10 protein-coding genes are annotated in these 24,562 nt (G+C 72.7%); 5 read left to right on the top strand and 5 right to left on the bottom strand.

Going from position 1 to position 24,562, the window contains the following annotated elements; all coding sequences use genetic code 11:
• The first annotated feature begins 641 nt into the window (after positions 1–641).
• Genes ACQPYD_RS19325 through ACQPYD_RS19310 form a run of 4 tightly spaced genes read left to right on the top strand, consistent with a single transcriptional unit; the run spans position 642 to position 16,123 of the window.
• Positions 642–13,880 carry an amino acid adenylation domain-containing protein gene (locus tag ACQPYD_RS19325; RefSeq protein ID WP_433696988.1) on the top strand — a complete coding sequence of 4,413 codons (13,239 nt, stop codon included), beginning with the start codon at positions 642–644 and terminating at the stop codon, positions 13,878–13,880.
• Positions 13,877–14,152 (top strand): MbtH family protein, encoded by a 276-nt coding sequence (locus tag ACQPYD_RS19320; RefSeq protein ID WP_433696987.1) that lies wholly within the window; start codon positions 13,877–13,879, stop codon positions 14,150–14,152. Before ACQPYD_RS19325 ends, ACQPYD_RS19320 begins: the two co-directional genes overlap by 4 nt.
• A 46-nt stretch (positions 14,153–14,198) precedes the next feature.
• Entirely contained in the window at positions 14,199–15,200 is a 1,002-nt protein-coding gene (sbnA, locus tag ACQPYD_RS19315; protein ID WP_433696986.1) for a 2,3-diaminopropionate biosynthesis protein SbnA, read from the top strand.
• Positions 15,197–16,123, top strand: a complete 927-nt coding sequence (locus ACQPYD_RS19310) for a hypothetical protein (protein ID WP_433696985.1) — start codon at positions 15,197–15,199, stop codon at positions 16,121–16,123. Before sbnA ends, ACQPYD_RS19310 begins: the two co-directional genes overlap by 4 nt.
• Before the next feature lie 37 nt (positions 16,124–16,160).
• Here the strand turns inward: ACQPYD_RS19310 and ACQPYD_RS19305 are convergent, their stop codons facing one another.
• From ACQPYD_RS19305 to ACQPYD_RS19295, 3 genes are read right to left on the bottom strand one after another with little or no spacing between them, the layout of a single operon-like run.
• Positions 16,161–16,769, bottom strand: coding sequence for a class I SAM-dependent methyltransferase (locus tag ACQPYD_RS19305; protein ID WP_433696984.1), 609 nt, complete (start codon positions 16,767–16,769; stop codon positions 16,161–16,163).
• Complete coding sequence (locus ACQPYD_RS19300) at positions 16,762–17,031, bottom strand: acyl carrier protein (protein ID WP_433696983.1); 270 nt, start codon at positions 17,029–17,031, stop codon at positions 16,762–16,764. The genes ACQPYD_RS19305 and ACQPYD_RS19300 overlap by 8 nt, the downstream gene beginning before the upstream one ends.
• Before the next feature lie 50 nt (positions 17,032–17,081).
• Positions 17,082–17,855, bottom strand: a complete 774-nt coding sequence (locus tag ACQPYD_RS19295) for a thioesterase II family protein (protein WP_433696982.1) — start codon at positions 17,853–17,855, stop codon at positions 17,082–17,084.
• A gap of 853 nt (positions 17,856–18,708) precedes the next feature.
• Between ACQPYD_RS19295 and ACQPYD_RS19290 the strand changes: the two genes are divergently transcribed.
• Positions 18,709–20,451 (top strand): carbamoyltransferase family protein, encoded by a 1,743-nt coding sequence (locus tag ACQPYD_RS19290; protein WP_433696981.1) that lies wholly within the window; start codon positions 18,709–18,711, stop codon positions 20,449–20,451.
• Between the two features lie 247 nt (positions 20,452–20,698).
• On the opposite strand, the gene ACQPYD_RS19285 is transcribed toward ACQPYD_RS19290, so the two are convergent.
• Both ACQPYD_RS19285 and ACQPYD_RS19280 read right to left on the bottom strand, forming a co-directional pair.
• The gene (locus tag ACQPYD_RS19285) at positions 20,699–22,444 is read right to left on the bottom strand and encodes an ABC transporter ATP-binding protein (protein ID WP_433696980.1); all 1,746 of its coding nucleotides are present in this window, start codon (positions 22,442–22,444) and stop codon (positions 20,699–20,701) included.
• Positions 22,441–24,156 (bottom strand): ABC transporter ATP-binding protein, encoded by a 1,716-nt coding sequence (locus ACQPYD_RS19280; protein ID WP_433696979.1) that lies wholly within the window; start codon positions 24,154–24,156, stop codon positions 22,441–22,443. Before ACQPYD_RS19280 ends, ACQPYD_RS19285 begins: the two co-directional genes overlap by 4 nt.
• Positions 24,157–24,562 lie beyond the last annotated feature (406 nt).

Genomic DNA, 24,562 nt, shown 5'->3' with positions numbered 1-24,562 from the left:
CTTCCCCTCGCAGTGGCATTGTCCGACGACTCGCACCCCGGGCTTCGAGAAACATCGGACCGTATGGAACGAGATACCACGACGTCGTTGTTCGGCGCAATGGCGGCAACGGTTCCAGGTTCTTGCGCACCACCGCGGACCGGTGATCCCTGGCGCATAGTAACGGTTTCCGTGGTGGAGCGGAAGCCTCTGTGAACAGCCGATTCACCGGTGGCCGGGGATTCCCGGCCGGTGTGCTGTGCGCTATCATCGCCGACGACGCAGGGCTTTTATCTGGTGGGGGTGCTTGTTCGTGCCGTGTTCGCGGGCCGATCCGACCGGTGGGAACCCGGTGGCGTTACCGCGTCCGGAAGGCACAGGTCAACCCCGGGGCAGCGATGCGATTCATGTCCTCTCCCGGCGTCGTCCACAGGAGAACGGGGCAGTGGCCGCTCCGTACGTATTTTCGGGTTGACGGTCCGGAATCGGTGATTTCGCGAGTGCGAACTCGCGTGGTCGACCGGCGGTCTCTGAATCCGATATGTCTACATCGTGACGGTTCGAAACACCATGGCGACCCCCTGCCGTTTCGTGCCCCGCCGCGGGCGCGGCGCCGTGGGGAACGGCTGCGCCATCACGGCGCAGGACGGGAAGGACGGCCAGTGAACGACGTCAGCGGGGCCCGGCCCCTGACCTTCGGGCAGGAACGCCTGTGGTGGCTCCAGCAGCTCGACCCCCACGACGTCAGCCACAACCTGGTCCTGCGCCTGGACTTCGATCCGGGTATCGCGGAGAGCGCCCTGCGTGCGGCCCTGGACCGCCTCGCCGAGCGGCACGAGGTCCTGCGAACGGCCTACTCCGCCGACGCGGACGGGGTCCCCCGGCAGCACGTCCTCACGGCGTTCACCCTGGAACCGGCCCACGCGCGCGCCGACTCCGGCGAAGCCGTCCGGGACGCGGTCCGCGCAGCGGCCGCGCAGCCCTTCGACCTCCTGGACGCCCCGCCGCTCCGGGCGCTGATCGTCCGCCGCGCCGAGGGACCGGACACCTTCGCCCTGGTCGTCCACCACCTGGTGGTGGACGGGCGGTCCCTGGACATCCTGGAACGCGACCTGCGGGCCCTCTACGGCGCCGCCCTGTCCGGGGGCGACGCGGGCCTCGCACCGGTGCCCGGCCGGTTCTCGGACGTGGCCGCGGCGCAGCGCGCCCCCGACGCCGTCGCCGAGCTGTCCGGGCACGTGGACCACTGGCGCCGGGAACTCCAGGGTTTCGAACGCCTGGAGCTGCCGACCGACACGCCCCGCTCCGACGACTCCGCCCCCGAGGCGGACCGGGTGCGCTTCGAGCTGTCGCCGCGGACCACCGCCGCCCTGCACCGGTTCGCCCTGCGCATGCGGGCGGCCCCCTCCAGCGTCCTGGCGGCCGCGTTCCAGTTCCTCCTGGCCAAACAGTCGGGGCAGACCGACGTCACCATCGGCACGGTCTTCACCGGCCGCACCGGCCCCGACCTCCAGGACGTCGTCGGTTTCTTCGTCAACACCACCGCCCTGCGCGCGGACCTGTCCGGGGTGCGCACCAGCGCCGAACTGGTGCGCCTCGTCCAGGGCGGACTGGCGCGGGCCCAGGCGCACCAGCACGCCCCGTTCGAGCGGGTGGTCGCGGCGGCCACGACCGCGCGCGACTCCCACCGCAACCCCGTCTTCGACGTCGTCCACGTCCACCACGGCGGGCCCGCCGAACCGGGCGGCCCCGAGGGGGACCGGGGCCTCACCCGGGTCCCGTGGAACGGTGCGGCGGCCCAGTTCGACCTGGAGTTCAGCACGGCCGTGACCGACGGCCGACTCCAGGGGGTCCTGACGTACCGCACCGACCTGTGGCGGCGTTCGACCGTCGAGGCGATGGCCGAGCGCCTGCGCAGGTCGATCGAGCTCGTCATCGCCGACCCCGACACCGCGATCTGGCAGTGCGACCTGCTGTCGGACGAGGAGCGCCGTCAGTTGGTGGAGGGGTGGAACGGGCCTCCCGCGGAGGCTGTTCCCGCGTCCTTGGCCGGGCTGTTCGAGGAGCAGGTGGCGCGGTCCCCGGAGGCGCCCGCGGTCGTCACGGACGAGGGGGTGACCACCTATGCCGAGCTCAACGCGCGGGTGAACCGGTTGGCCCACGAGCTGGTGGCCAGGGGTGTGCGGGGTGAGGACCGCGTCGCGATCCTGCTGCCGCGCGGCGTGGACATGGTGGTGTGCGCGCTGGCGGTGCTCAAGGCCGGTGCGGCCTATGTGCCGGTGGATCCGGAGTTCCCGGCCGAGCGCGTCCGGTTCATCCTGGAGGACGCGCGTCCGCGTGTGGTGCTGGACGAGGGGTTCCTGGCCGCGGTGGACCTGGCCGCCCGGTCCGAGGAGAACCCGGTCGCTGCCGGGTGCCCTGCTGCGGGTGCGGTGCAGGTGCTCTACACCTCGGGTTCCACGGGGCGGCCCAAGGGGGTGACCGTCACCGGCGGCTCACTGGTGAACCTGCTCATGTCGGTGAAGCGGAACCTCCCCTTCACCGCGCACGACCGCTTCCTGGCCAGCACCACGTTCGGTTTCGACATCGCCTCCGTCGAGGTGTACCTGCCGCTGGTGTGCGGCGGCGCGACGGTCCTGGTGACGCGTGACGCGCTGCTGGACCCCCGCAAGCTGTCCGAGGCGGTCGCCACCCACGGTGTCACCCACATGCAGGCCACCCCCAGCTTGTGGAGGACCCTGCTCGAGGCGGGGGTCGACCTGTCCGGCGTGCATGCCGTGACGGCGGGGGAGCCCGTCACACGGGAACTGGCCGACGCGCTGACCTCGGCCTCGCGGGGCGTGACCAACGGGTACGGGCCCACCGAGACCACGGTCTACTCCACGACCTGCCGCCTGTACGCCGACGCCCCGGTGACCATCGGCACCGCGGTCGACAACACGCGGGTGTATGTACTGGACGGTGCGTTGGCGCCCGTGCCGGTAGGGGTCGAGGGCGAGTTGTACATCGCGGGCCCGGGTGTGGCGCGCGGGTACCACGAGCGTCCCGGCCTCACGGCGGGCCGGTTCGTGGCCGACCCCTACGGTGAGCCGGGTTCGCGGATGTACCGCACCGGTGACGTGGTCCGGTGGAGTCCCGAGGGCGCGCTGGAATACGTCGGGCGCTCCGACTTCCAGGTCAAGCTGCGTGGTTTCCGCATCGATCCGGGTGAGGTGGAGGCTGTCCTGGCGGCGCACCCGCAGGTTGCGCGAGCGGTGGTGGTGCTGCGCGAGGACACCCCCGGGGAGAAGCGCCTGGTGGCCTACCACGTTCCCGTCGAGGGTGCGGAGGCCCCGGAGAGCGGGGAACTGCGCCATCTCGCGGGCGTGGACCTGCCCGCCTACATGGTCCCGTCGGCGTTCGTGGCCCTGGAGGCGTTCCCGCTGACGCCGAACGGCAAGGTGGACCGGGCCGCACTGCCGGCCCCCGAGGCCGGGGACACGGTCGGACGGGGGCCGCGCACCGCGCGGGAGGAGATCCTGTGCGGGTTGTTCGCCGAGGTGCTGGGCCTGTCCGACGTCGGGGTCGACGACGGGTTCTTCGACCTGGGCGGGCACTCGCTGCTGGCCACCCGGCTGATCAGCCGGGTGCGGTCGGTGCTCGGCGGTGAGGTGGGGGTCCGGGAGTTCTTCGACCGGCCGACGGTGGCCGGGGTCGCCGACTTGCTGGAGCGCGAGGACGGGCGTGCGCGTACGGCGCTGGTGGCGGGGGAGCGGCCCGAGCGGGTGCCGCTGTCCTTCGCCCAGCGCCGGCTGTGGTTTCTCAACCAGATGGAGGAGCCGGGGACCTACAACATTCCCGTGGCTCTGCGGCTGAGAGGCAGGGTCGATGCCGTGGCCCTGGGTGCGGCCCTGGGGGATGTGCTCGAGCGTCACGAGAGTCTGCGGACGGTGTTCGTGCAGGACCGGGACCAGGTCCGGCAGCACGTCGTCACCGCCGAACAGGCGGGCGTCCCCCTGGAGGCGGTCGACTCCGACCCGGCCGGACTCCCGGCCGCGCTCGCGGAGTTCGCCGTGGGCGGGTTCGACCTCTCCGCGCAGCTGCCGTTGCGTGCCCGGCTGTACCGGGTCTCGCACGAGGAGAGCGTTCTCTGTGTGGTGGTGCACCACATCGCGTGCGACGGGTGGTCGATGGCGCCGCTGCTGGGCGACCTGGGCCGGGCCTATGAGGCCCGATCGCGTGGAGGGGCGCCCGTGTGGGCTCCGCTGCCGGTGCAGTACGCCGACTTCAGCCTGTGGCAGCGCCGGGAGCTGGGCGAGCAGTCCGACCCCGGCAGCGTCATGCATACCCAGCTGGAGTACTGGCGCCGTGCCCTGGAGAGGGCGCCGCAGGAGTTGGCTCTGCCCACGGACCGGCCCCGGCCGGCGGCGGCGTCCTGGCGTGGCGGCACCGTCGACCTCGACATCCCCGCCGAGGTGCACGAGGGCCTGGCGGGCCTGGCCCGGGAGTGCGGCGGGACGCTGTTCATGGTGCTCCAGGCGGGGTGGGCGGCGCTGCTCAGCCGGCTGGGCGCCGGAACCGACATCCCGGTCGGGACCGTGGTGGCCGGAAGACCGGACGAAGCCCTGGAGGACCTGGTCGGGTTCTTCGTCAACACCCTGGTGCTGCGGACCGACGTCTCCGGCGACCCCACCCTGCGCGAACTCGTCACGCGAGTCCGCGAGGGCGGCCTGGACGCGTTCGCGCACCAGGACGTGCCGTTCGAGTGGCTGGTGGAGGTCCTCAACCCCGAGCGCTCGGCCTCTCGGCACCCGCTCTTCCAGACCCTGCTGGTGATGCAGAACAACCGGCGGACTTCGCCCGCTCTGGAGGGGTTGGAGGTCGAGGAGTACCCGGTCGATTTCCGGGTGGCCAAGTTCGACCTCTCCCTGAGCGTGCACGAGGAGTTCGGGGAGGACGGCGATCGAACGGGCCTGGGCGGGCACCTGCAGTTCGCCGAGGACCTCTTCGACCGTCCCACCGCCGAGCGGATCGTGCGCTGGTACGCGGCGGTATTGGCGGAGATGGCCCGCGACGGCTCCCTCCGGGTCGGCCGGGTCGAGCTGCTCTCTCCCGGCGAGCGCCGTCAGTTGGTGGAGGGGTGGAACGGGCCTCCCGCGGAGGCTGTTCCCGCGTCCTTGGCCGGGCTGTTCGAGGAGCAGGCGGCGCGCACCCCCGAGGCTCCCGCGGTCGTCACGGACGAGGGGGTGACCACCTACGCCGAGCTCAACGCGCGGGTGAACCGGTTGGCCCATGAGCTGGTGGCCAGGGGTGTGCGGGGCGAGGACCGCGTCGCGGTCCTGCTGCCGCGCGGCGTGGAGATGGTGGTGTGCGCGCTGGCGGTGCTCAAGGCCGGTGCGGCGTACGTGCCGGTGGACCCGGAGTTCCCCGCCGAGCGCATCCGGTACATCCTGGAGGACGCCCGGCCCCGCGTGGTCCTGGACGAGGACCTCGTAGGACGGATGGACCTCACCGCTCGCTCTGCCGCGAACCCCGAGTCGGTGGGATGCGCGGGGGCGGGTGCGGTGCAGGTGCTCTACACCTCCGGCTCGACGGGGCGGCCCAAGGGGGTGACCGTCACCGGCGGCGCGCTGGTGAACCTGCTGTTGTCGGTGAAGCGGAACCTGCCGTTCACGGCGCACGACCGCTTCCTGGCCAGCACCACGTTCGGTTTCGACATCTCCTCCGTCGAGATCTACCTGCCGCTGGTGTGCGGCGGCGCGACGGTCCTGGTGACGCGCGAGGACCTGTTGGACCCCCGGCGGCTCGCGGGCATGGTTTCCACGCACGGTGTCACCCACATGCAGGCCACCCCCAGCCTGTGGTCGACCCTGCTGGAGGCCGGCATCGACCTGTCCGGCGTGCACGTGGTCACGGGAGGAGAACCGGCCACCCCGGAGCTGGTCCGTGCCCTGGCCTCCGCCGCCCGGGGCGTGACCAACGGCTACGGGCCCACCGAGACCACGGTCTACTCCACGACCTGCCGCCTGTCCGCGGACGACCCGGTGACCATCGGCACCGCGGTCGACAACACACGGGTGTACGTGCTGGACGGTGCGCTGGCGCCCGTGCCGGTGGGGGTCGAGGGCGAGCTCTATATCGCGGGTGCCGGGGTCGTGCGCGGCTACCACGGGCGTCCCGGTCTGACCGCCGGGCGGTTCGTCGCCGACCCCTACGGTGAGCCGGGTTCGCGGATGTACCGCACCGGTGATCTGGTGCGGTGGAACGCCGAAGGCACCCTGGAGTACATCGGACGCTCCGACTTCCAGGTCAAGATCCGCGGCTTCCGGGTCGAGCTGGGGGAGATCGAAGCGGTCCTGCGCGGCTGTCCGGGTGTGGAGCAGGCTGTCGTCGCCGTGCACGAGGACGCGGGCGGCGAGCGGCGCCTGGTCGGGTACGCCGTCCCGGCGGCGGGCCGGATCCTGGACGCCGACGACATCCGGAGCCGGACGGAGTCGATGCTCCCCGCCTACATGGTCCCGCTCCTGGTGCTGCTCGACACGTTCCCGTTGACGCCGAACGGCAAGGTGGACCGGGCCGCACTGCCGGTCCCCGAGGTCGTGGCGGTCGCGAGTCGGGCCCCGCGTACGGCGCGGGAGGAGATCCTGTGCGGGTTGTTCGCCGAGGTGCTGGGCCTGTCCGACGTCGGGATCGACGACGGGTTCTTCGACCTGGGCGGGCACTCGCTGCTGGCCACCCGGCTGATCAGCCGGGTGCGGTCGGTGCTCGGCGGTGAGGTGGGGGTCCGGGAGTTCTTCGACCGCCCGACGGTGGCCGGGGTCGCCCGGTTGCTGGGTGATCGGAAGAGCCGCTCCCGTGCGGCGCTGGTCGCGGGGGAGCGGCCGGAACGGGTGCCGCTGTCCTTCGCCCAGCGCAGGCTGTGGTTCCTCAACCAGATGGAGGAGCCGGGCACCTACAACGTTCCCGTGGCTCTGCGACTGCGGGGCGCGGTGGACGTGGAAGCCCTGCGTGCGGCGCTGGGCGACGTGGTCGGCCGTCACGAGAGTCTGCGGACGGTGTTCGTGCAGGACCGGGACCAGGTCTGGCAGCACGTGCTCCCACCAGGGCCGACGGAAGCCTTCTTCGACATCGTGGACCGGGCCCCCGGCTCCGTGGTCGCGGACGGCGTTCCGGAGGGGATCGCGTCGTCGTTGGCGGAGTTCGCGGTGGGCGGGTTCGACCTCTCCGCGCAGCTGCCGTTGCGTGCCCGGCTGTACCGGGTGTCGGACGGCGAGAGTGTTCTCTGTGTGGTGGTGCACCACATCGCGTGCGACGGGTGGTCGATGGCGCCGCTGCTGGGCGACCTGGGCCGGGCCTATGAGGCCCGCGCAGGCGGCCGCGTTCCCGCCTGGGCTCCGCTGCCGGTGCAGTACGCCGACTTCAGCCTGTGGCAGCGTCGGGAGCTGGGCGAGCAGTCCGACCCCGGCAGCGTCATGCACGCCCAGGCGGAGTACTGGCGTGGGGCTCTGGAGGGGGCGCCGCAGGAGTTGGCTCTGCCCACGGACCGGCCCCGGCCGGCGGTGGCGTCCTGGCGTGGCGACGCGGTCGGTCTCGACATCCCCGCCGAGGTGCACGAGGGCCTGGCGGGCCTGGCCCGGGAGTGCGGCGGGACGCTGTTCATGGTGCTCCAGGCGGGGTGGGCGGCGCTGCTCAGCAGGTTGGGCGCCGGAACCGACATCCCGGTGGGCACGGTGGTGGCAGGGCGCTCGGACGAAGCCCTGGAGGACCTGGTCGGGTTCTTCGTCAACACCCTGGTGCTGCGGACCGACGTCTCCGGCGACCCCACGTTGCGGGAGCTGGTGGCCCGGGTGCGCGAGGGCGGCCTGGACGCGTTCGCGCACCAGGACGTGCCGTTCGAGTGGCTGGTGGAGGCGCTCAACCCCGAGCGCTCGGCGTCCCGGCACCCGCTCTTCCAGACCCTGCTGGTGATGCAGAACAACCGGCGCTCCCCGCTGGAGCTCGCCGGGGTCGGGGTCGAGGAGTACCCGGTCGACTTCCGGGTGGCCAAGTTCGACCTCTCCCTGAACGTGTACGAGGAGTTCGGGGAGGACGGCGCCCGGGCGGGCCTGGGCGGACACCTGGAGTTCGCCGAGGACCTGTTCGACCGTTCGACCGCCGAGCGGCTGGCGCGCTGGTATACGGCGGTATTGGCGGAGATGGCCCGCGACGGCTCGGTCCGGGTCGGCCGGGTCGAGCTGCTGTCGGCCGACGAGCGCCGTCAGCTGCTCCACACGTGGGGCCGGGGCGTACAGCACGCCGACGGGCAGAGCGCCACGGAGATCCTGCCCGAGCTGTTCGAGGCGCAGGTCGCGCGGACCCCCGAGGCGCCCGCGGTCGTCACCGATGAGGGCGTGACCACCTACGCCCAGCTCAACGCCCGGGTGAACCGGCTGGCCCGTGAACTCCTCGCGAGGGGGGTGGGGCCGGAAACACGGGTCGCCATCGCCCTGCCGCGATCCGTCGAGATGTTCACCGCCGCGCTCGCCGTGCTCAAGGCGGGCGGAGCCTACGTCCCCGTCGACACCGACTACCCCCGCGAGCGCGTCGCGTTCATGCTCGCCGACGCGGCCCCCACACTGGTGCTCACCACGGTCGCGGCCGACCCCGCGTCTCCCGCCGCACCTTCCCTGCGCCTGGACGACCCGCGGACCGCCGAGGCCGTGCGGAGCCGTGCGGAGCGGGACATCACCCAGGACGAGCGCCCGGCCCCGCTCCGGCCCGAACACGCCGCCTACGTCATCTACACGTCCGGGTCCACCGGAACCCCGAAGGGCGCGGTCAACCACCACGCCGGTGTGGCCAACATGGCCCGCGCCACCATCCGTGCCCTGGAGCTGGGCCCCGACGACGTCGTCGCGCAGGTGGCCTCGTTCAGCTTCGACGCCGCCTCCGCCGAGTGGTGCCACGCCCTGTTGAGCGGCGCCGCGCTCGCGGTGGCCGCAGCCGACACCGTCCTGGCGGGCCAGGACCTGGTCGACTTCCTCGACGGTCACCGGGCCACCCACGCCCTCATCACCCCCGCGGTCCTGGGTTCCCTGCCCGAGACCGCGCCCGCCGTGCTCACCGGACTCCGCTCGCTGGCCTCGGGCGGAGAGGCGTGCTCGACCGAGCTCGTGGCGCGCTGGGCCGAGGGCCGGCGCATGGTCAACGCCTACGGTCCGACCGAGGCCGCGGTCTGCTCCACCTTGAGCGACCCGCTCAAGGGAAGCCCCGGCCGTGTGCCCATCGGACGGCCCCTGTCCGGCACGCGGGTGTATGTGCTGGACGGTGCGTTGGCGCCCGTGCCGGTAGGGGTCGAGGGCGAGTTGTACATCGCGGGTGCGGGGGTGGCGCGCGGCTATCACGAGCGTCCGGGGCTGACGGCCGGGCGGTTCGTCGCCGATCCGTTCGGTGAGCCGGGTGCGCGTATGTACCGCACCGGTGACGTGGTCCGGTGGAGTCCCGAGGGTGCGCTGGAGTACGTGGGGCGCTCCGACTTCCAGGTGAAGGTCCGCGGCTTCCGGATTGAGCTGGGGGAGATCGAAGCGACTCTGCACCGTTGTCCGGGTGTGGAACAGGCTGTCGTCGTCGTGCGTGAGGACGCGGGCGGTGGGCGCCGTCTGGTCGGGTACGCCGTCCCGCCGGCGGGACACGGCTTGGACACGGACGGTATCCGGAGCCGGCTGGCCGGGGAACTGCCCGCCTATATGGTCCCGTCGGCGTTCGTGGCCCTGGAGGCGTTCCCGTTGACGCCGAACGGCAAGGTGGACCGGGCGGCGCTGCCCGCTCCCGAGGCTGTGGCGGTGGCGAGTCGGGCCCCGCGTACGGCGCGGGAGGAGATTCTGTGCGGGTTGTTCGCCGAGGTGCTGGGCCGGTCCGATGTCGGGGTCGAGGACGGGTTCTTCGATCTGGGCGGGCACTCGCTGCTCGCGACCCGGTTGATCAGCCGGGTGCGTTCGGTGCTCGGCGGTGAGGTGGGTGTCCGGGAGTTCTTCGACTGGCCGACGGTGGCCGGGGTCGCCCGGTTGCTGGAGGGGGCGGGGGGTCGTGCGCGTGCGGCGCTGGTGGCGGGGGAGCGGCCCGAGTGGGTGCCGCTGTCCTTCGCCCAGCGCCGGCTGTGGTTCCTGAACCAGATGGAGGAGCCGGGGACCTACAACGTCCCGGTGGCGCTGCGGCTGCGGGGCGCGGTGGACGAGGAGGCCCTGCGCGCGGCTCTGGGGGATGTGCTGGAGCGTCACGAGAGTCTGCGGACGGTGTTCGTGCAGGACCGGGACCAGGTCTGGCAGCACGTGCTCCCGGCAGAGCAGACCCCGGCGCCGCTGGAGATCGTCGACCGTGGGTCGGGGGAGGACGTCGCCGGACTTGCGGGGTTCGTCGCGCTCGGTTTCGACCTGTCGGTGGAACCTCCCGTGCGTGCCCGGCTGTACCGGGCGTCGGATGGCGAGAGCGTTCTCTGTGTGGTCGTGCACCACATCGCGTGCGACGGATGGTCGTTGGCGCCGCTGCTGGACGATCTGAGCCGGGCCTATCGGTCCCGCGCAGGCGGCCGGGTGCCCGACTGGTCGCCGCTGCCGGTGCAGTACGCCGACTTCAGCCTGTGGCAGCGTCGGGAGCTGGGCGAGCAGTCCGACCCCGGCAGCCTCATGCATACCCAGCTGGAGTACTGGCGCCGTGCCCTGGAAGGGGCGCCGCAGGAGTTGGCTCTGCCGACGGACCGGTCCCGGCCGGCGGTGGCGTCCTGGCGTGGCGGCACCGTCGATCTCGCCCTTCCGGCGGAGGTGCACGAGGGTCTGGCGGGCCTGGCCCGGGAGTGCGGCGGGACGCTGTTCATGGTGCTCCAGGCGGGGTGGGCGGCGCTGCTCAGCAGGTTGGGGGCGGGCACCGACATCCCGGTGGGGACGGTGGTGGCGGGGCGTTCGGACGAGGCGTTGGAGGAGCTGGTCGGGTTCTTCGTCAACACCCTGGTGCTGCGGACCGACGTCTCCGGCGATCCCACGCTGCGCGAACTCGTCACGCGCGTCCGCGAGGGCGGCCTGGACGCGTTCGCGCACCAGGACGTGCCGTTCGAGTGGCTGGTGGAGGTCCTCAACCCGGAGCGTTCGGCGTCCCGGCACCCGCTCTTCCAGACCCTGCTGGTGATGCAGAACAACCGGCGTTCCTCGCCCGCTCTGGACGGGCTGGAGGTCGAGGAGTACCCGGTCGACTTCCGGGTGGCCAAGTTCGACCTCTCCCTGAGCGCACGCGAGGAGTTCGACGAACAGGGTGCGCGAGCGGGTCTGGTCGGCCAGTTGGAGTTCGCCGAGGACCTGTTCGACCGTTCCACGGCCGAGCGGATCGTGCGCTGGTACGCGGCGGTATTGGCGGAGATGGCCCGGGACGGCTCGGTCCGGGTCGGCCGGGTCGAGCTGCTGTCGGCCGACGAGCGCCGTCAACTGCTCCACACGTGGGGCCGGGGGGCACCGCACGCCGACGGGCAGAGCGTCACGGAGAGCCTGGCCGGGCTGTTCGAGGCGCAGGTCGCGCGGTCCCCGGAGGCGCCTGCCGTGGTCACGGACGAGGGCGTGACCACCTATGCCGAGCTCAACGCCCGGGTGAACCGGTTGGCCCACGAGCTGGTGGCCAGGGGTGTGCGGGGTGAGGACCGTGTGGCGGTCCTGCTGCCGCGCGGTGTGGAGATGGTGGTGTGCGCGCTGGCGGTGCTCAAGGCCGGTGCGGCCTATGTGCCGGTGGATCCGGAGTTCCCTGTGGAGCGCATCCGGTTCATCCTGGAGGACGCGCGGCCGCGTGTGGTGCTGGACGAGGGGTTCCTGGCCGCGGCGGACCTGTCCGGGCGGTCGGTGGAGAACCTGGCTGCCACCGGATGCCCGGACGCGGGTGCGGTGCAGGTGCTCTACACCTCCGGCTCGACGGGGCGGCCCAAGGGGGTGACCGTCACCGGCGGCTCACTGGTGAACCTGCTCATGTCGGTGAAGCGGGGTCTGCCGTTCACGGCGCACGACCGCTTCCTGGCCAGCACCACGTTCGGTTTCGACATCGCCTCCGTCGAGGTGTACCTGCCGCTGGTGTGCGGCGGCGCGACGGTCCTGGTGTCCCGCGAGGACCTCTTGGACCCCCGACGGCTCGCGCACATGATCGACCGGCACGGTGTCACCCACATGCAGGCCACCCCCAGCCTGTGGCGGACCCTGCTGGAGACCGGCCTCGACCTGTCCGGCGTGCACGTCATCACGGCGGGGGAGCCCGTCACCCGGGAACTGGCCGACGCGCTGACCTCCGCCGCCCGGGGCGTGACCAACGGGTACGGGCCCACCGAGACCACGGTCTACTCCACGACCTGCCGCCTGCACGCCGACGCTCCCGTGACCATCGGCGCCCCGCTCGACAACACCCGCGCCTACGTCCTGGACGACGGCCTGAACCCCACCGCCCCCGGAGTGCCCGGCGAGCTCTATCTCGCGGGTGCGGGTGTGGCGCGCGGCTATCACGAGCGCCCGGGGCTGACGGCGGGGCGGTTCGTCGCCGATCCCTTCGGTGAGCCGGGTTCGCGGATGTACCGCACCGGTGATCTGGTGCGGTGGAACGCCGAAGGCGCGCTGGAGTACGTGGGGCGCTCCGACTTCCAGGTGAAGATCCGCGGCTTCCGGGTCGAACCGGGTGAGGTGGAGGCGGTTCTGGCGGCGCATCCGGATGTCGCGCGGGCGGTGGTGGTGCTGCGCGAGGACACCCCCGGGGAGAAGCGACTGGTGGCCTACCACGTTCCCGTCGAGGGCGCGGCGGAGCCGGAGGGCGGGGAACTGCGCCGTCTGGCGACCCGGGACCTGCCCGCCTACATGGTTCCGTCGGCCTTCGTGGCCCTGGAGGCGTTCCCGTTGACGCCGAACGGCAAGGTGGACCGCGCGGCGCTGCCCGCCCCCGAGGCCGAGAGCTCGGTCGGGCGGGCCCCGCGCACCGCGCGGGAGGAGGTCCTGTGCGGGTTGTTCGCCGAGGTGCTGGACCGTCCCGACATCGGGATCGACGACGGGTTCTTCGACCTGGGCGGTCACTCGCTGCTCGCGACCCGGCTGATCAGCCGGATACGGACGGTGCTCGGCGCGACCGTCGACCTGCCCGCGTTCTTCCGCTCCCCGACCGTCGCGGGCATCTCCGCGGCCCTCGCCGAGGACGGCGGACGGCTCCGGCCGCACCGTCCCGGCTCCCAGGCGCCCCTGCTGGCCCTGCGCAGCGGCGGAACCCTGCCCCCGCTGTACTGCGTCCACCCGGTGACCGGCCTGAGCTGGTGCTACGCCGCTCTCGCCGAAGGCCTGGGCGACCGTCCCGTGTACGGGATCCAGGCCAGGGGGACCGACGGCGCGGGCGGCGCCCCGCAGACGGCCGCCGACCTGGTCACCGACTACCTGGCCCAGATCCGCTCCGTCCAGCCGCACGGCCCCTACCACCTGCTCGGCTGGTCCCTGGGCGGGAACATCGCCCACGCCCTGGCCTGCGCCCTCCAGGAACAGGGGGAAGAGGTGGCGGTCCTGGCGCTGCTGGACTCCTACCCGCACGAGGCCGAGGGCGTCGGCTGGCAGGACGGGATCGGGCCCGAGGAGGTCGCCCGCCTCATGGGGGCGACGGAGGCCGCACCCGCGCTCGGAGAGGCGGACCTCGACGCCCTCGCCCGCACCGCGAACCGGCTCCTGCGCATCGTGGCCGAGCAGCCCACCGCCCGCTTCGAGGGCGACATGCTGTTCTTCGCGGCGACCCGGGGGCGCGGCCGGGGCGCCCCGTCGACGCGGGCGTGGGACCCGCACGTCAGCGGCCGTGTGGAGCGTCACGACATCGACGCCGAGCACGCCCGGATGACCGACCGCGAACCCCTCGGCGCAGTCAGGAAGATCCTGGACGGCGTGCTCGCGGACCCGTGAGCCGCCCCGCGCAGGACGACCACCCGCACACGACCACACCCGTGGAGGAGAACGCGATGACCAACCCGTTCGACGCCGAGGACGGTACCTTCCTCGTGCTCAGGAACGCCGAGGAGCAGTACTCGCTGTGGCCCGGGCACATCGCGGTGCCCGCCGGCTGGGAGAGCGTGTTCGGTCCGGCCGGCCGGGAGGAGTGCACCCGGCACATCGACAGCGAGTGGACCGACATGCGGCCCGCGAGCCTGGTCCGGCAGGCGGAAGCCGGCGCCTGAGCGCCCGCCGCGCCGCCCGGCCCCGCACCGAGAACAGGAGCACGGGATGCCCATCGTTTCCGCGCCGCACGAACTGCTGGAGTCCGACGTCTACGTCGACCTCACGTCCGTGACCGGCCGTGAGATCTACCTGAAGTGCGAGGGCTTCAACTTCGGAGGCTCCGTCAAGCTCCGCACGGCCGCGGCCATGGTGGCGGCCGCCGAGAAGGACGGCCTCCTGCGCCCGGACACGGTCCTGGTGGAGTCCTCCTCCGGCAACCTCGGCGTGGCTCTCAGCGTGGTCGCCGCCAGCAAGGGCCTGGTGTTCACGTGCGTGACCGACCGGCGCTGCAACCCCCACACGCTGCGGCTGATGAGGGCCCTGGGGACCGACGTCGTGGTGGTCGACGTCCCCGACCCCGTCGGCGGCCTCCTGGGCGCCAGGAAGGAGAGGGTCCGGCAGATGTGCCGCGGCGACGACCGGTACCTGTGGCTCAACCAGTACGAGAACCCGGCGAACTGGACGGCGCACTACGAGACGACCGCCGTCGAGATCGCCGGGTGCTTCCCCGATCTCGACGTCCTCTTCGTCGGAGCCGGGACCGGGGGCACCCTCGTGGGCTGCGCGCGGTACTTCCGCGAGCACGCGTCCCGTGTGCGGGTGGTGGCCGTCGACGCCCAGGGGTCGGCGAACTTCGGCGGCGAGCCCGGGCCGCGCCTCATCCCCGGACTCGGGTCGAGCACCCCGGCGCCGGCCCTGGAGCTGGCCTCCGTCGACGACGTGGTCCACGTGCCCGAACGGGAGGCCATCCGGACCTGCCGGTCCCTGTCCGCGCGCGGGTTCCTGTTCGGCGGGTCCACGGGAACGGTGGTGGGCGGGGCCCTGGACTGGCTCGACCGCCACGACCCGGAGCACCGCCTCAGGTCGGTGGCCGTGGCCCCCGACCTGGGGGACCGGTACCTCGAGACCGTCTACAGCGACCAGTGGGTCGACAAGAACTTCGGGGACGAGACCCTCCGGCCCTCCGCCGGGGGTTCCACGACGCCGCACGGCAAGGAGAGTCAGTGAACCCGCAGGGCCCGGACGTGTACGCCGTCCCTCTCACGTCCAGACTCGGTACGCCCGTCCACGTCCGCGACCTGGACGACCCCAGGGTCCGCGAGAACCTCGGCGCGCTGGAGGAGCAGGGCATCCGGGAGGTGCGCGTGTCCTCGGACTCCACCCTGGAGATGGCGGTCGCGGTCACCCCGGGAGCCCCGGGGTCCGCGCGGCCGGACGTGTCCTACGAGGCGGTGGTGGTCTGCAACGACACGGACGAGGGGACGACCCCCAGCGAGTGGGCCCAGGAGTTCCGCGCCGCGGCGAAGCTGCCCTCGACCCCGGTCCTCGTCGTCAGCGGCGACGCCTGCTCGAACTTCTCCTCGGGGACCGACGTGGCCAGGGGCCTGATCGCGTCGGGGCAGGCCGCGTCGGTCCTGCTGGTGACGGTCGACCGGATCGTCTCGGGAACCCGGCACCCTCCGATCAGCATGACGGTCTTCAGCGATGGGGCCGCCTCCTGCCTCATCACGCGGGACCCCGGTCCGGAGGCGTCCTTCCAGCTCCTGGGATCGGCGACCGAGCGCTGGCTGCCCCGGGAGAAGGAGTGGTCGGGCCTGGCCGACGCGAGGGTGACCCTGACGGCCATGCGCACCGCCACGCGTCGGGTGGCACCGCACGCGGAGGAGGGCTTCCGCTACCTGGTGACCCCGAACTTCGGCAGCGCGACCCGCACGATGCTGTCGATGGCCGCCGCGATGCCGCACACGGAGCCCTACCCCGGGCTCGTCTCGACGGTGGGGCACTGCTTCTCGTCCGACGTGCCGATCAACCTGGCCGACCTGGCGGAGTCCGGCCGGATCGACGACGGTGACGCGGTCCTGGCCTGCACCTCGAGCAGGGGCTCCCTGGCGGCCATGGCCCTGCGCTTCCGCGGTCCGTCCGGCCGCTGACCCGTCCCGGCCCCGCCGCGTGCGGGGCCGGGACGGATCAGCGTTTCGTGCAGAGGTAGATGCGGGAGCGGCGGGGCCCGTGGCGCAGGTCGGCGGTCTCCACCTTGCGCGAGAGCCGGTGCAGCAGCTCCTCGAAGGGGCCCGGGTCGTAGCGGTTCAGCCAGATGTAGCCCTCGTCGGTCTCGCGCCGCAGCAGCGCCTCGGGAGCCCTGGGGACCTGGAAGAAGCCGATGATCACGTGGGTGCGGGCCACCCGGAACATCTCCCGGACCGCCGTCTCGTAGTAGGGCAGGCACTCCAGCAGGTGGCGGGAGTTCACGACGTCGAAGGTGCCCTCGCCGAAGGCGAGGTCGGTGACGCTCATCTCCAGCCACCGCGCGCCCGGGTGCTCGGCCCGGCACGCGTCGAGGACCCGGGGGGAGACGTCGATGCCGGTGTAGTCCACGGGCAGGCCCGCGTCCCGCAGACCGGCGTAGGTCACGCCGGACATCACGCCGCAGTCCAGCAGCTCGCAGGAGGTTTCGGGGTAGAGCGCGCCGATGCGCTCGGCGGTCCAGGCGTGGCCGGGGTCCTCGTCCCGCCCGTCCCTGCGCATGTGGTCGACGTCGGCGGTCCGGAGCCACAGGGGGGAGGGGACGTCACCCACGGCTCTCCTCCTCCTCCTCCTCGCGCAGGGCGTAGCTCCTGGCCAGGTCGGCCAGGTCGCCCACGGTCTGCGCCTGGAGGACGTCGACGATGTCGATGGAGGTGCCCAGCCTGTCCTCGATCGCGGCGATGATGCGCAGCAGCAGGACCGAGTTCACCTGGAGGTCGGCGAACGCGTCCCCGGGGGCGACCGACCGGGTCTCGAGTGCGTCGGCGACGATGCCGCCGACGAGGGCCTGGTAGTTCGTGTCGTCTGCGGACATGCTCCTCTTTCCGTGGAGGTGGGGGCCGGTGCGGGCCCGGCCGTGTCGGGTCAGAAGCCGTCGCCGGACAGTGCCCAGCCGATGCTGCGCAGCATCCGTTCGCGCTCCTGGAGCAGGAACAGGTGGCCGCCGGGGAACATCTCCACCCGGGCCGGTCCGTCGGTCAGCGCGGCCCAGCCGTGGAGGTGCTCCTCGGCCACCCGCGGGTCCCGCGTTCCGCCGAACACCGAGACGGGACAGCTCAGCGGCGGTCCGGGCCGGTAGCTGTATCCGGCGAAGAGGGACAGGTCGGCGCGGAAGGTGGGCAGCAGGAACGCGGTGAACTCCGGGTTGCGCAGCAGCTCCTCGGGGGTGGCGCCGAGTACGCGCAGCTCCTCGATCAGCCCCTCGTCCGACAGGTCGGCCTCCGCCGGGGTGCGCGACCGGTGCAGGTGCAGGGCGCGGCAGCCCGACACGAACACGCGGACCGGCTCGAGGCCGTGCGTCAGCCGCAGCCTGCGGCACAGCTCCCAGCAGACGATGGCGCCCATGCTGTGGCCGAAGAACGCGAAGGGCCTGTCGAGCAGCGGCAGCAGCCCGGGGGTGAGGGCGTCCAGCAGGTCGTCGAGCCCGGGGACGGGACGTTCGTGGAAGCGGTCCTCGCGTCCGGGCAGCTGGACGGCGAAGCCCTCGGTGCCCTCGGGAAGGCCGGCCCCCCAGCTCCGGTAGGCGGAGGCGCCCGCCCCCGCGTAGGGGAAGAAGAAGAGGCGCAGCCCGCCGGGGGCGGTCGCCCCGGCCAGGGGGCGAACCCATTCCTGCGCGGTCCGGTGGGGAGTGGAGTGCATGGAGGGGCGGGGGTCCGTTCTGTGGGCGGTGTGGTCCGGAGCGGCCGACCCGGCCTGCGGGGCGTCCTCGGATCACCGCGGCGGACCGGTGCTTCGAATGCGTGCCTTCCGGTGCGTTCCCGGCGCCGGAAACAATGGCGGCGACCCCTGCTCCTCGGGCCGGTATTCGCACCACGGGCTGTCGCAGCATAGTAGGCGTTTCCCGTCCACGCCAGGGGTCGGAGCGGGATTTTCTGCGGCACCGCAGCGGGGGAGCGGTTTCCTTTCCGGGGCGGGCCGCGCGGAAACGGAACCGGGGTGCGCAGTCCTCGGATCACCCTGGTCCGGGAAAGCTTCGAAAGCCGCTAATCCGGATCATTCGGATAGGGGAGGGGGTTGGAGGACGCACAGGAGGAGACCGGCGGAGTGGAACCGGGAACCATATTCGCCGGGGTGCCCGAAACCGGAATGACCCCGGACGCGTGCGCTCGTTCCACACGAACGGAGCACAAGCGCGAACCCGGTTCGTGCGTCGAAAGGCATCCGCGTTCGGACAAACGGATTCGCTATTCCCATACCGTTCGGCCCGTCCTATACTCATGCCGTTCGACGAAGGGCCCGCACGCCAGGGGCCCGGCGGAGGAGTGCCCGGAAAGAGGGGGAGGTGCCCGATGACGGCGAAGCGTCGCGGAGTCTGCTCCGGCTTCTGACCCCCTGCTTCCCGGCCGCCGGTCCCGCCGACCGGGAGGAAGCGCTCACGCGGTCGGCACGGGCGGCCGCTCAGGCGCCCCGCGCCCCGGGGGCGTGAACCGACCCGCCCCACCCGCACCCCGGGGCGTGGGGCGGAGAACGCCGAGCCCACACAAGGAGAACGGTGATCGTACTCGGCCTCAGCGGCCTCCCCCACTCCCAGCCGCACCACCTCCGGAGCAGGCCGGGGATCGCGGAGGTCGACAGCAGGATCTGCCAGGGCATGGACAGCGCCGCCTGCCTCGTGGTCGACGGGAACATCGTCGCCGCGGCGGCCGAGGAGCGCTTCACCGGGGAGAAGGCGACCGGGGCCTTCCCCGAGAAGGCCATCGCCTACTGCCTCGACCACGCCGGGATCACCGGCGACGACGTCGACCTCATCGCCCACGGTTTCAACTACGACCGGTTCCGCCGCTTCTTCCACCGGACCCCCGAGTACTTCGACGAGGTGCTCAGCGGCCGGACCGTGGTCGAGGAACTCGCGCGCACGGGGTGGAAGAACCCGGGCGACCGGTTCCGCCCGGTGGACCACCACGTCGCCCACGCCGCCTCCGCCTACCACCTGAGCGGTTACGAGGACGCCCTGTCCGTGGTCTCCGACGGCATGGGCGAGACCGTCGCGCTCACCGTGCACCGGTTCACCCGGGGCCGCATGGAGGAGCTGTACAGCCAGGGCATCGACTCCTCCCTGGGCATCCTCTACTCGATCCTGACCCGCTACCTCGGGTACACCTTCAACTCCGACGAGTACAAGGTCATGGGCCTGTCCGCGTACGGCGACCCCCGCCGCTACGCCGCGTTCTTCGCCCGCTTCATGGGCGCCGACGAGGGGCGGGCCGCCATCGGCTGGCCCCAGGGCGCGCTCGGACGCGCGGGGGAGGGCTACCCGGACGCCCTGGCCTTCCTGGAGGAGTCGCTCGGCGTCGCGCCGCGCGAGCCCGGCGCCGCGGTCCCCGACGAGTACGCCGACATCGCCGCCGCCTTCCAGGCGCGCTTCTCCGAGGTCCTGACGGACCTGGTCCGCCACTGGCTGCGGCACACGGGCCAGGACTCGCTGTGCCTGTCGGGCGGGACCTTCCTGAACTGCCTGGCCAACCAGTCCATCTCGGAGCTGCCCGAGGTGTCGCGCATGTTCGTCCCGCCGGCCGCGGGCGACGACGGCACCGCGATGGGGGCCGCACTGCACGTGGCCGGGGGCTTCTCCGGCACCTTCAGCGCCTACACCGGTCCCGGCTACGGCGCCGGCGACGTGCGCTCGGCGCTGAAGGCGTTCGAGCGGTCCGGAGGCGCGTCCCCGGTCTGGGAGTACCACGGGTTCACCGACGAGTACATGGACCTGGCCGCCCGCGACCTCGCCGAGGACAGGGTCGTCGCCTGGTTCGCCGGACGTATGGAGTTCGGCCCCCGGGCGCTGGGGAACAGGTCCATCCTGGCGCTCCCGAACGGGGACGACATCAAGGGGCGGCTCAACGCCATCGTCAAGATGCGGGAGGGGTTCCGGCCCTTCGCCCCGGCGATCCTCGACTCCGACTACGAGGAGGTCTTCGAGGGCCGGGCCCTGTCGCCGAGCAGGTACATGCTCAGCACCGCCCGCACCCGGCCCGAACGGATCCCGGGCATCCGGGGCGCCGTGCACGTGGACGGCACCGCCCGGGTCCAGATCGTCACCAAGGAGGACAACGAGGTCTTCTGGCGGCTCCTGCACAAGGTCAAGGAGCACACCGGCCTGGGCTGCGTGATCAACACGTCCTTCAACGTCAAGAACCAGCCGATCATCGCCTCGCCGGACCTGGCCCTGGAGGCGCTGGAGAGGATGTCGCTGGACCGCCTCTACATCGAGGGGTTCCGCGTGGGCCTGGGCGGCTGAACGGCCGGGACCGCCTCGTCGTCCCGGGACCGGGCTGCCCCCGGCCCCGGAACGGGGAGGCGCTCCCGGGCCCCGTCCCGTGCACCGCGACCGGGCCCCGGCCCCCCGCGCGCCTTCGCCGAGATCCTGCGCCCGGCCCCGCCGGTGCGGATGACCGTGCGCCGGGCAGTCCGGGCAGCCGCGTCCGTGCTCGCCGGCGCCGCGCAGGGCCGCCCGGCGGTCGTGGGCGCGGCGGCCCTGAGACCCCCTAGTCCCCGTGCCAGGACCTCCACAGGTTCGCGTACGTCCCGCCCCGGGCGAGGAGCTCGCCGTGGCTGCCGAGCTCGATGATCCGGCCCTCGTCCATCACGGCGATGCGCTCCGCGTCGTGCGCGGTCTGCAGCCGGTGGGCGATCGCGATGACCGAGCGCCCCTCGAGGACCGCCGCGAGCGCCCGTTCGGTGTTGCGCGCCGTGGCGGGGTCCAGCAGGGCGGTGGCCTCGTCCAGGATCAGGGTGTGGGGGTCGGCGAGCACCACCCGTGCGAGGGAGAGCTGCTGCGCCTGGCCCCCGTTGAGCTTGTGCGTGTCGGGGCCGAGCACGGTGTCCAGCCCCTCGGGCAGCTCCCGGGCCCAGTCGGCCGAGACCGTGTCCAGGGCGGCGTGCAGCTCCGCGTCGGTCGCCCCGGCCCTGGCCAGGAGCAGGTTGTGCCGCAGCGTGTCCCGGAAGACGTGGTGGTCCTGGGTCAGCAGTACCACCTGGCGGCGCAGCAGCTCCGGCGCCAGGTCCGCCACGGGGACGCCTCCCACGGTGACCTCCCCCGTCCGCGGCCTGTCCAGCCCCGCCAGGAGCCTGCCCAGCGTGGACTTCCCGGCGCCCGAGGGGCCGACCACGGCGAGCCGTTCCCCCGGCTGCACCGTCAGGTCCAGCCCGTGCAGCACGTCCCCGCGGTGGTCGTAGGCGTAGCGGACGTCCCTGACCCGGATGCGGTCGTCGGCCGGTTCGGCGGAGGCGGGCCGCTCGGCCGCGGGCGCCGCGGCCAGTCCCTCCACGCGGGCGAAGGAGGCGCCGCTCGCCTGCAGCTCCTCGACCCACAGCATGATCGTGTCCAGCGGGACGGAGAGCTGGCGCAGGTACAGGGCCGCGGTCACGACCGTCCCCAGGGAGACCGACCCGTTCTGGTAGAACACGCCGCCGATCAGCAGCACGCCCACCAGCGGCAGGACGGCGGAGACGTCCACGGACGGGAAGAGGACGGTGCGCAGCCACAGGGTGCGCAGCCGCGCCCCGCGGGCCGTCCCGATCGCGGTCTCCGCCGCGGCGATCCGGCGTTCCTGCAGGCGCAGGGCCTCCACGGTCCTGGCGCCGCTCGCGGTGCTGGTGAGGACCTCGGCGAGGTCCGAACCGGAGGCGCCCTCGGCGAGGTAGGCCGTCCGCGCCCGGCGCAGGTACCAGCGCAGGGCGACCACGATGGTGACCAGGGTGGCCAGTCCGCAGGCCCCCAGCACCGGGTCGATGAACAGCACCGCGCCGATGAGGAACAGCCCCTGCGTCAGGGCGACGAACACCTCCGGGATCGCGTTGCGCAGGGCCGACGCGACCCTGGTGACGTCCGAGGTGCCGCGCGCGGCCAGGTCGCCGGTGGCCGTGTGCTCGACCGTGGCGGCCGGCAGGGCCAGCGTGCGCTCCAGGAAGCGCTCGCGGATGCGGGCGGCGGCGCCCTCGCCGAACCTGTAGCCGACGTAGAGGGAGTAGCGCGCCAGCAGGATGTGCACGACCGTCACGACGACGATCGCCAGCGCCGTGCGGTCCACGGAGGCCACCGCGGCCGGGCCGGGGGACCGCTGGACGGTGTCCACGATCAGCCCCACGAGCCAGGGGGCTATGAGCGCGGCGAGGGCGGCCAGCACGTTGAGCGCCAGCATCAGGGCGAACGTCCACCGGTCGGCGCGGATCTCGCGCACGGCGGCGCGGCGCACGTGCGCTCGGTCCGCGACGGGCAGCACTGCGGTCATCGGAGCGGCTCCCACTCTGCGTCGCGCGACACCAGGGCCCGGTATCCGGGTTCGGTGCGCAGTAGTCCGTGGTGTGTGCCCGTGGCCGCCGCCCGCCCGTCGACGAGGTAGACCACCGCGTCCGCCTGGTCCAGGACGAGCGGCGAGGTGGTGGAGACGACCGTGGTCGTGCCCGCGCGGGCCTGTCGCAGGCGCGCCGCCATCGCGGCCTCGGTGAGGGAGTCCACGGCCGAGGTGGGCTCGACCGCGAGCAGGACCTCGGGCTCGGTGTACAGCGCCCGGGCCAGCCGCAGGCGCTGGAGCTGGCCCCCCGAGAGGTTGTGGCCCCGCGCGTTCACCACCGAGTCGAGGCCGTCGGCCATGGCGTCGACGATGTCGGTGGCCACGGCCGTGTGCAGCACCGCGCGGACGGCCTCGTCGTCGGGCTCCCCGGCCCCGGCGACGACGTCGCGGATGCTCCCGGAGAAGAAGTCGGCGTCGTTGTCCGCCAGGAGGACGCGCTCGCGCACCGCGTCCAGGGGCGCCTCGCGCAACGGGACCCCGCCCCATTCGGCGTCGGAGGCGGTGAACCGGCCGAGGCGGTCCAGGATCTCCTCGGCGTCCGCCGGCCGGGCGCCGGCCAGCGCGGTCAGGCCCCCCGGGCCGACGCGCACGCCCGACGCGGGGTCGTACAGCTCCGCTCCCGGCGCCGGCGGCCGCCCTGTGGCGCCGTCGTCCGCGTGCTCCGGTTCGAGGTTGAGGAACCGGATCACCCTGCGGGCGCAGACCAGGGCCCGTGTGATGTCCGTGCCGCCCTCGATGAAGAACGCGACGGGGACCACCAGGACGGCGACGTACCCGTACACGGCGACGAGGTCGCCGATGCTGATGGCGCCGCTCGCCGCCATCCTGGCCGCGAGCCAGGTGACGACGGCCAGGAACAGGGCGGGCAGGCCCACGCCCAGGGCGCCCACCCAGCTGGTGACGCCGCCGATCCGGTACCCCTTGTCCCGCAACTCCCGGGACTCGCGGTGGAAGTGGCGCGCGAACGCGTCCTTGCCGCCGAGCCCGTTGAGGACGCGCAGGCCGGTCACCACGTCCACCAGGCGCGCGGTGAGGGCGCCCTGCATCTCCCGGTAGGCGGAGCCGATCCCCAGGAGCCGGTGGAGCAGGGGGCCGACCGTGATCGCGAGCATCGGCACACCGGCGAGGACGACGACGGCGAGCAGCGGGGAGATCGACAGCAGGAGCGCGGCGATGACGATGTAGGCCACCACGGCGCCGAACCCGGGGCCGGTCACGGTCAGGGACTGGGCGATGACCTGGACGTCGGCGATCCCGATGGAGGCGACCTCGCCGCTGGAGACCCGGCGCGGCAGCGTCGCGCCCAGGCGGGTGGAGTGGCGGACCGTGGCGCGAACGGTCCGGAACGAGGCGTCCATACGGATCTTGGTCATCGTCCGGTGCCGCGCGATCCCCAGCGCGGCGTTGAGCACGCCGACGCCGAACAGGACGGCCACCCAGAGCGACAGGGCCCCCGTGTCGCCCGCGCTCAGCCCGTCGTCGATCGCCCGGGAGAGCACGTAGGGGGGCAGGGTCAGACCCAGCATCCACAGGCTTCCGAGGGTGGCGCCCGCGGCGATCCGGGATTTCTGGCTGAGGACCAGCCACAGCAGATACCGGACAGGGGTGGCTGTGTTCCCGGGGGAGGGAGGGGTAAATGTGTCGACCACCGGGCCACCTTACTGCGTTTGCCCCGGCAGGGATAGTTTCCCGCCTGGTATTGACGCGCATTTATTCGTATGGTAAAAGCGTTTGCCGTAATGGTGTCCGGAGGGGTGGGCGGTATCCGCCGCACTCCGGTACCGGGTGCCACAATGGCCCGTTCCGCCGCCGTTCACCGGGTGCCCGACCTGGTTTTCCGCCAACGGAGCCACCGAGAACAGGCAGCCCGATTTGCGCAAAGGGAAAACCCCCGGAGGAAGGGCGCCCACGGTACACTCCGCCCTTGGTAAGCACTTTCTTCCCTTCAGACCACAAGGGTTTCGAAGTTCGCAGCGGTGCCCCGGGCCGAGCACGGCGTGTCCCCGGAACCGCCGCGGGCGAACTCCGTTTCCCCTCGCGTCGTACAAGCGGACA

This window comes from Nocardiopsis sp. CA-288880, assembly GCF_050955985.1.
GTDB lineage: Bacteria > Actinomycetota > Actinomycetes > Streptosporangiales > Streptosporangiaceae > Nocardiopsis > Nocardiopsis tropica.
This window is presented reverse-complemented; position numbering and strand designations above follow the sequence as displayed.

Coding starts and splice junctions, on each gene's coding strand:
- ACQPYD_RS19285 (WP_433696980.1), bottom strand. CDS start 22,444: ATGACCGCAGTGCTGCCCGTCGCGGACCGAGCGCACGTGCGCCGCGCC.
- ACQPYD_RS19295 (WP_433696982.1), bottom strand. CDS start 17,855: ATGCACTCCACTCCCCACCGGACCGCGCAGGAATGGGTTCGCCCCCTG.
- ACQPYD_RS19300 (WP_433696983.1), bottom strand. CDS start 17,031: ATGTCCGCAGACGACACGAACTACCAGGCCCTCGTCGGCGGCATCGTC.
- sbnA (WP_433696986.1), top strand. CDS start 14,199: ATGCCCATCGTTTCCGCGCCGCACGAACTGCTGGAGTCCGACGTCTAC.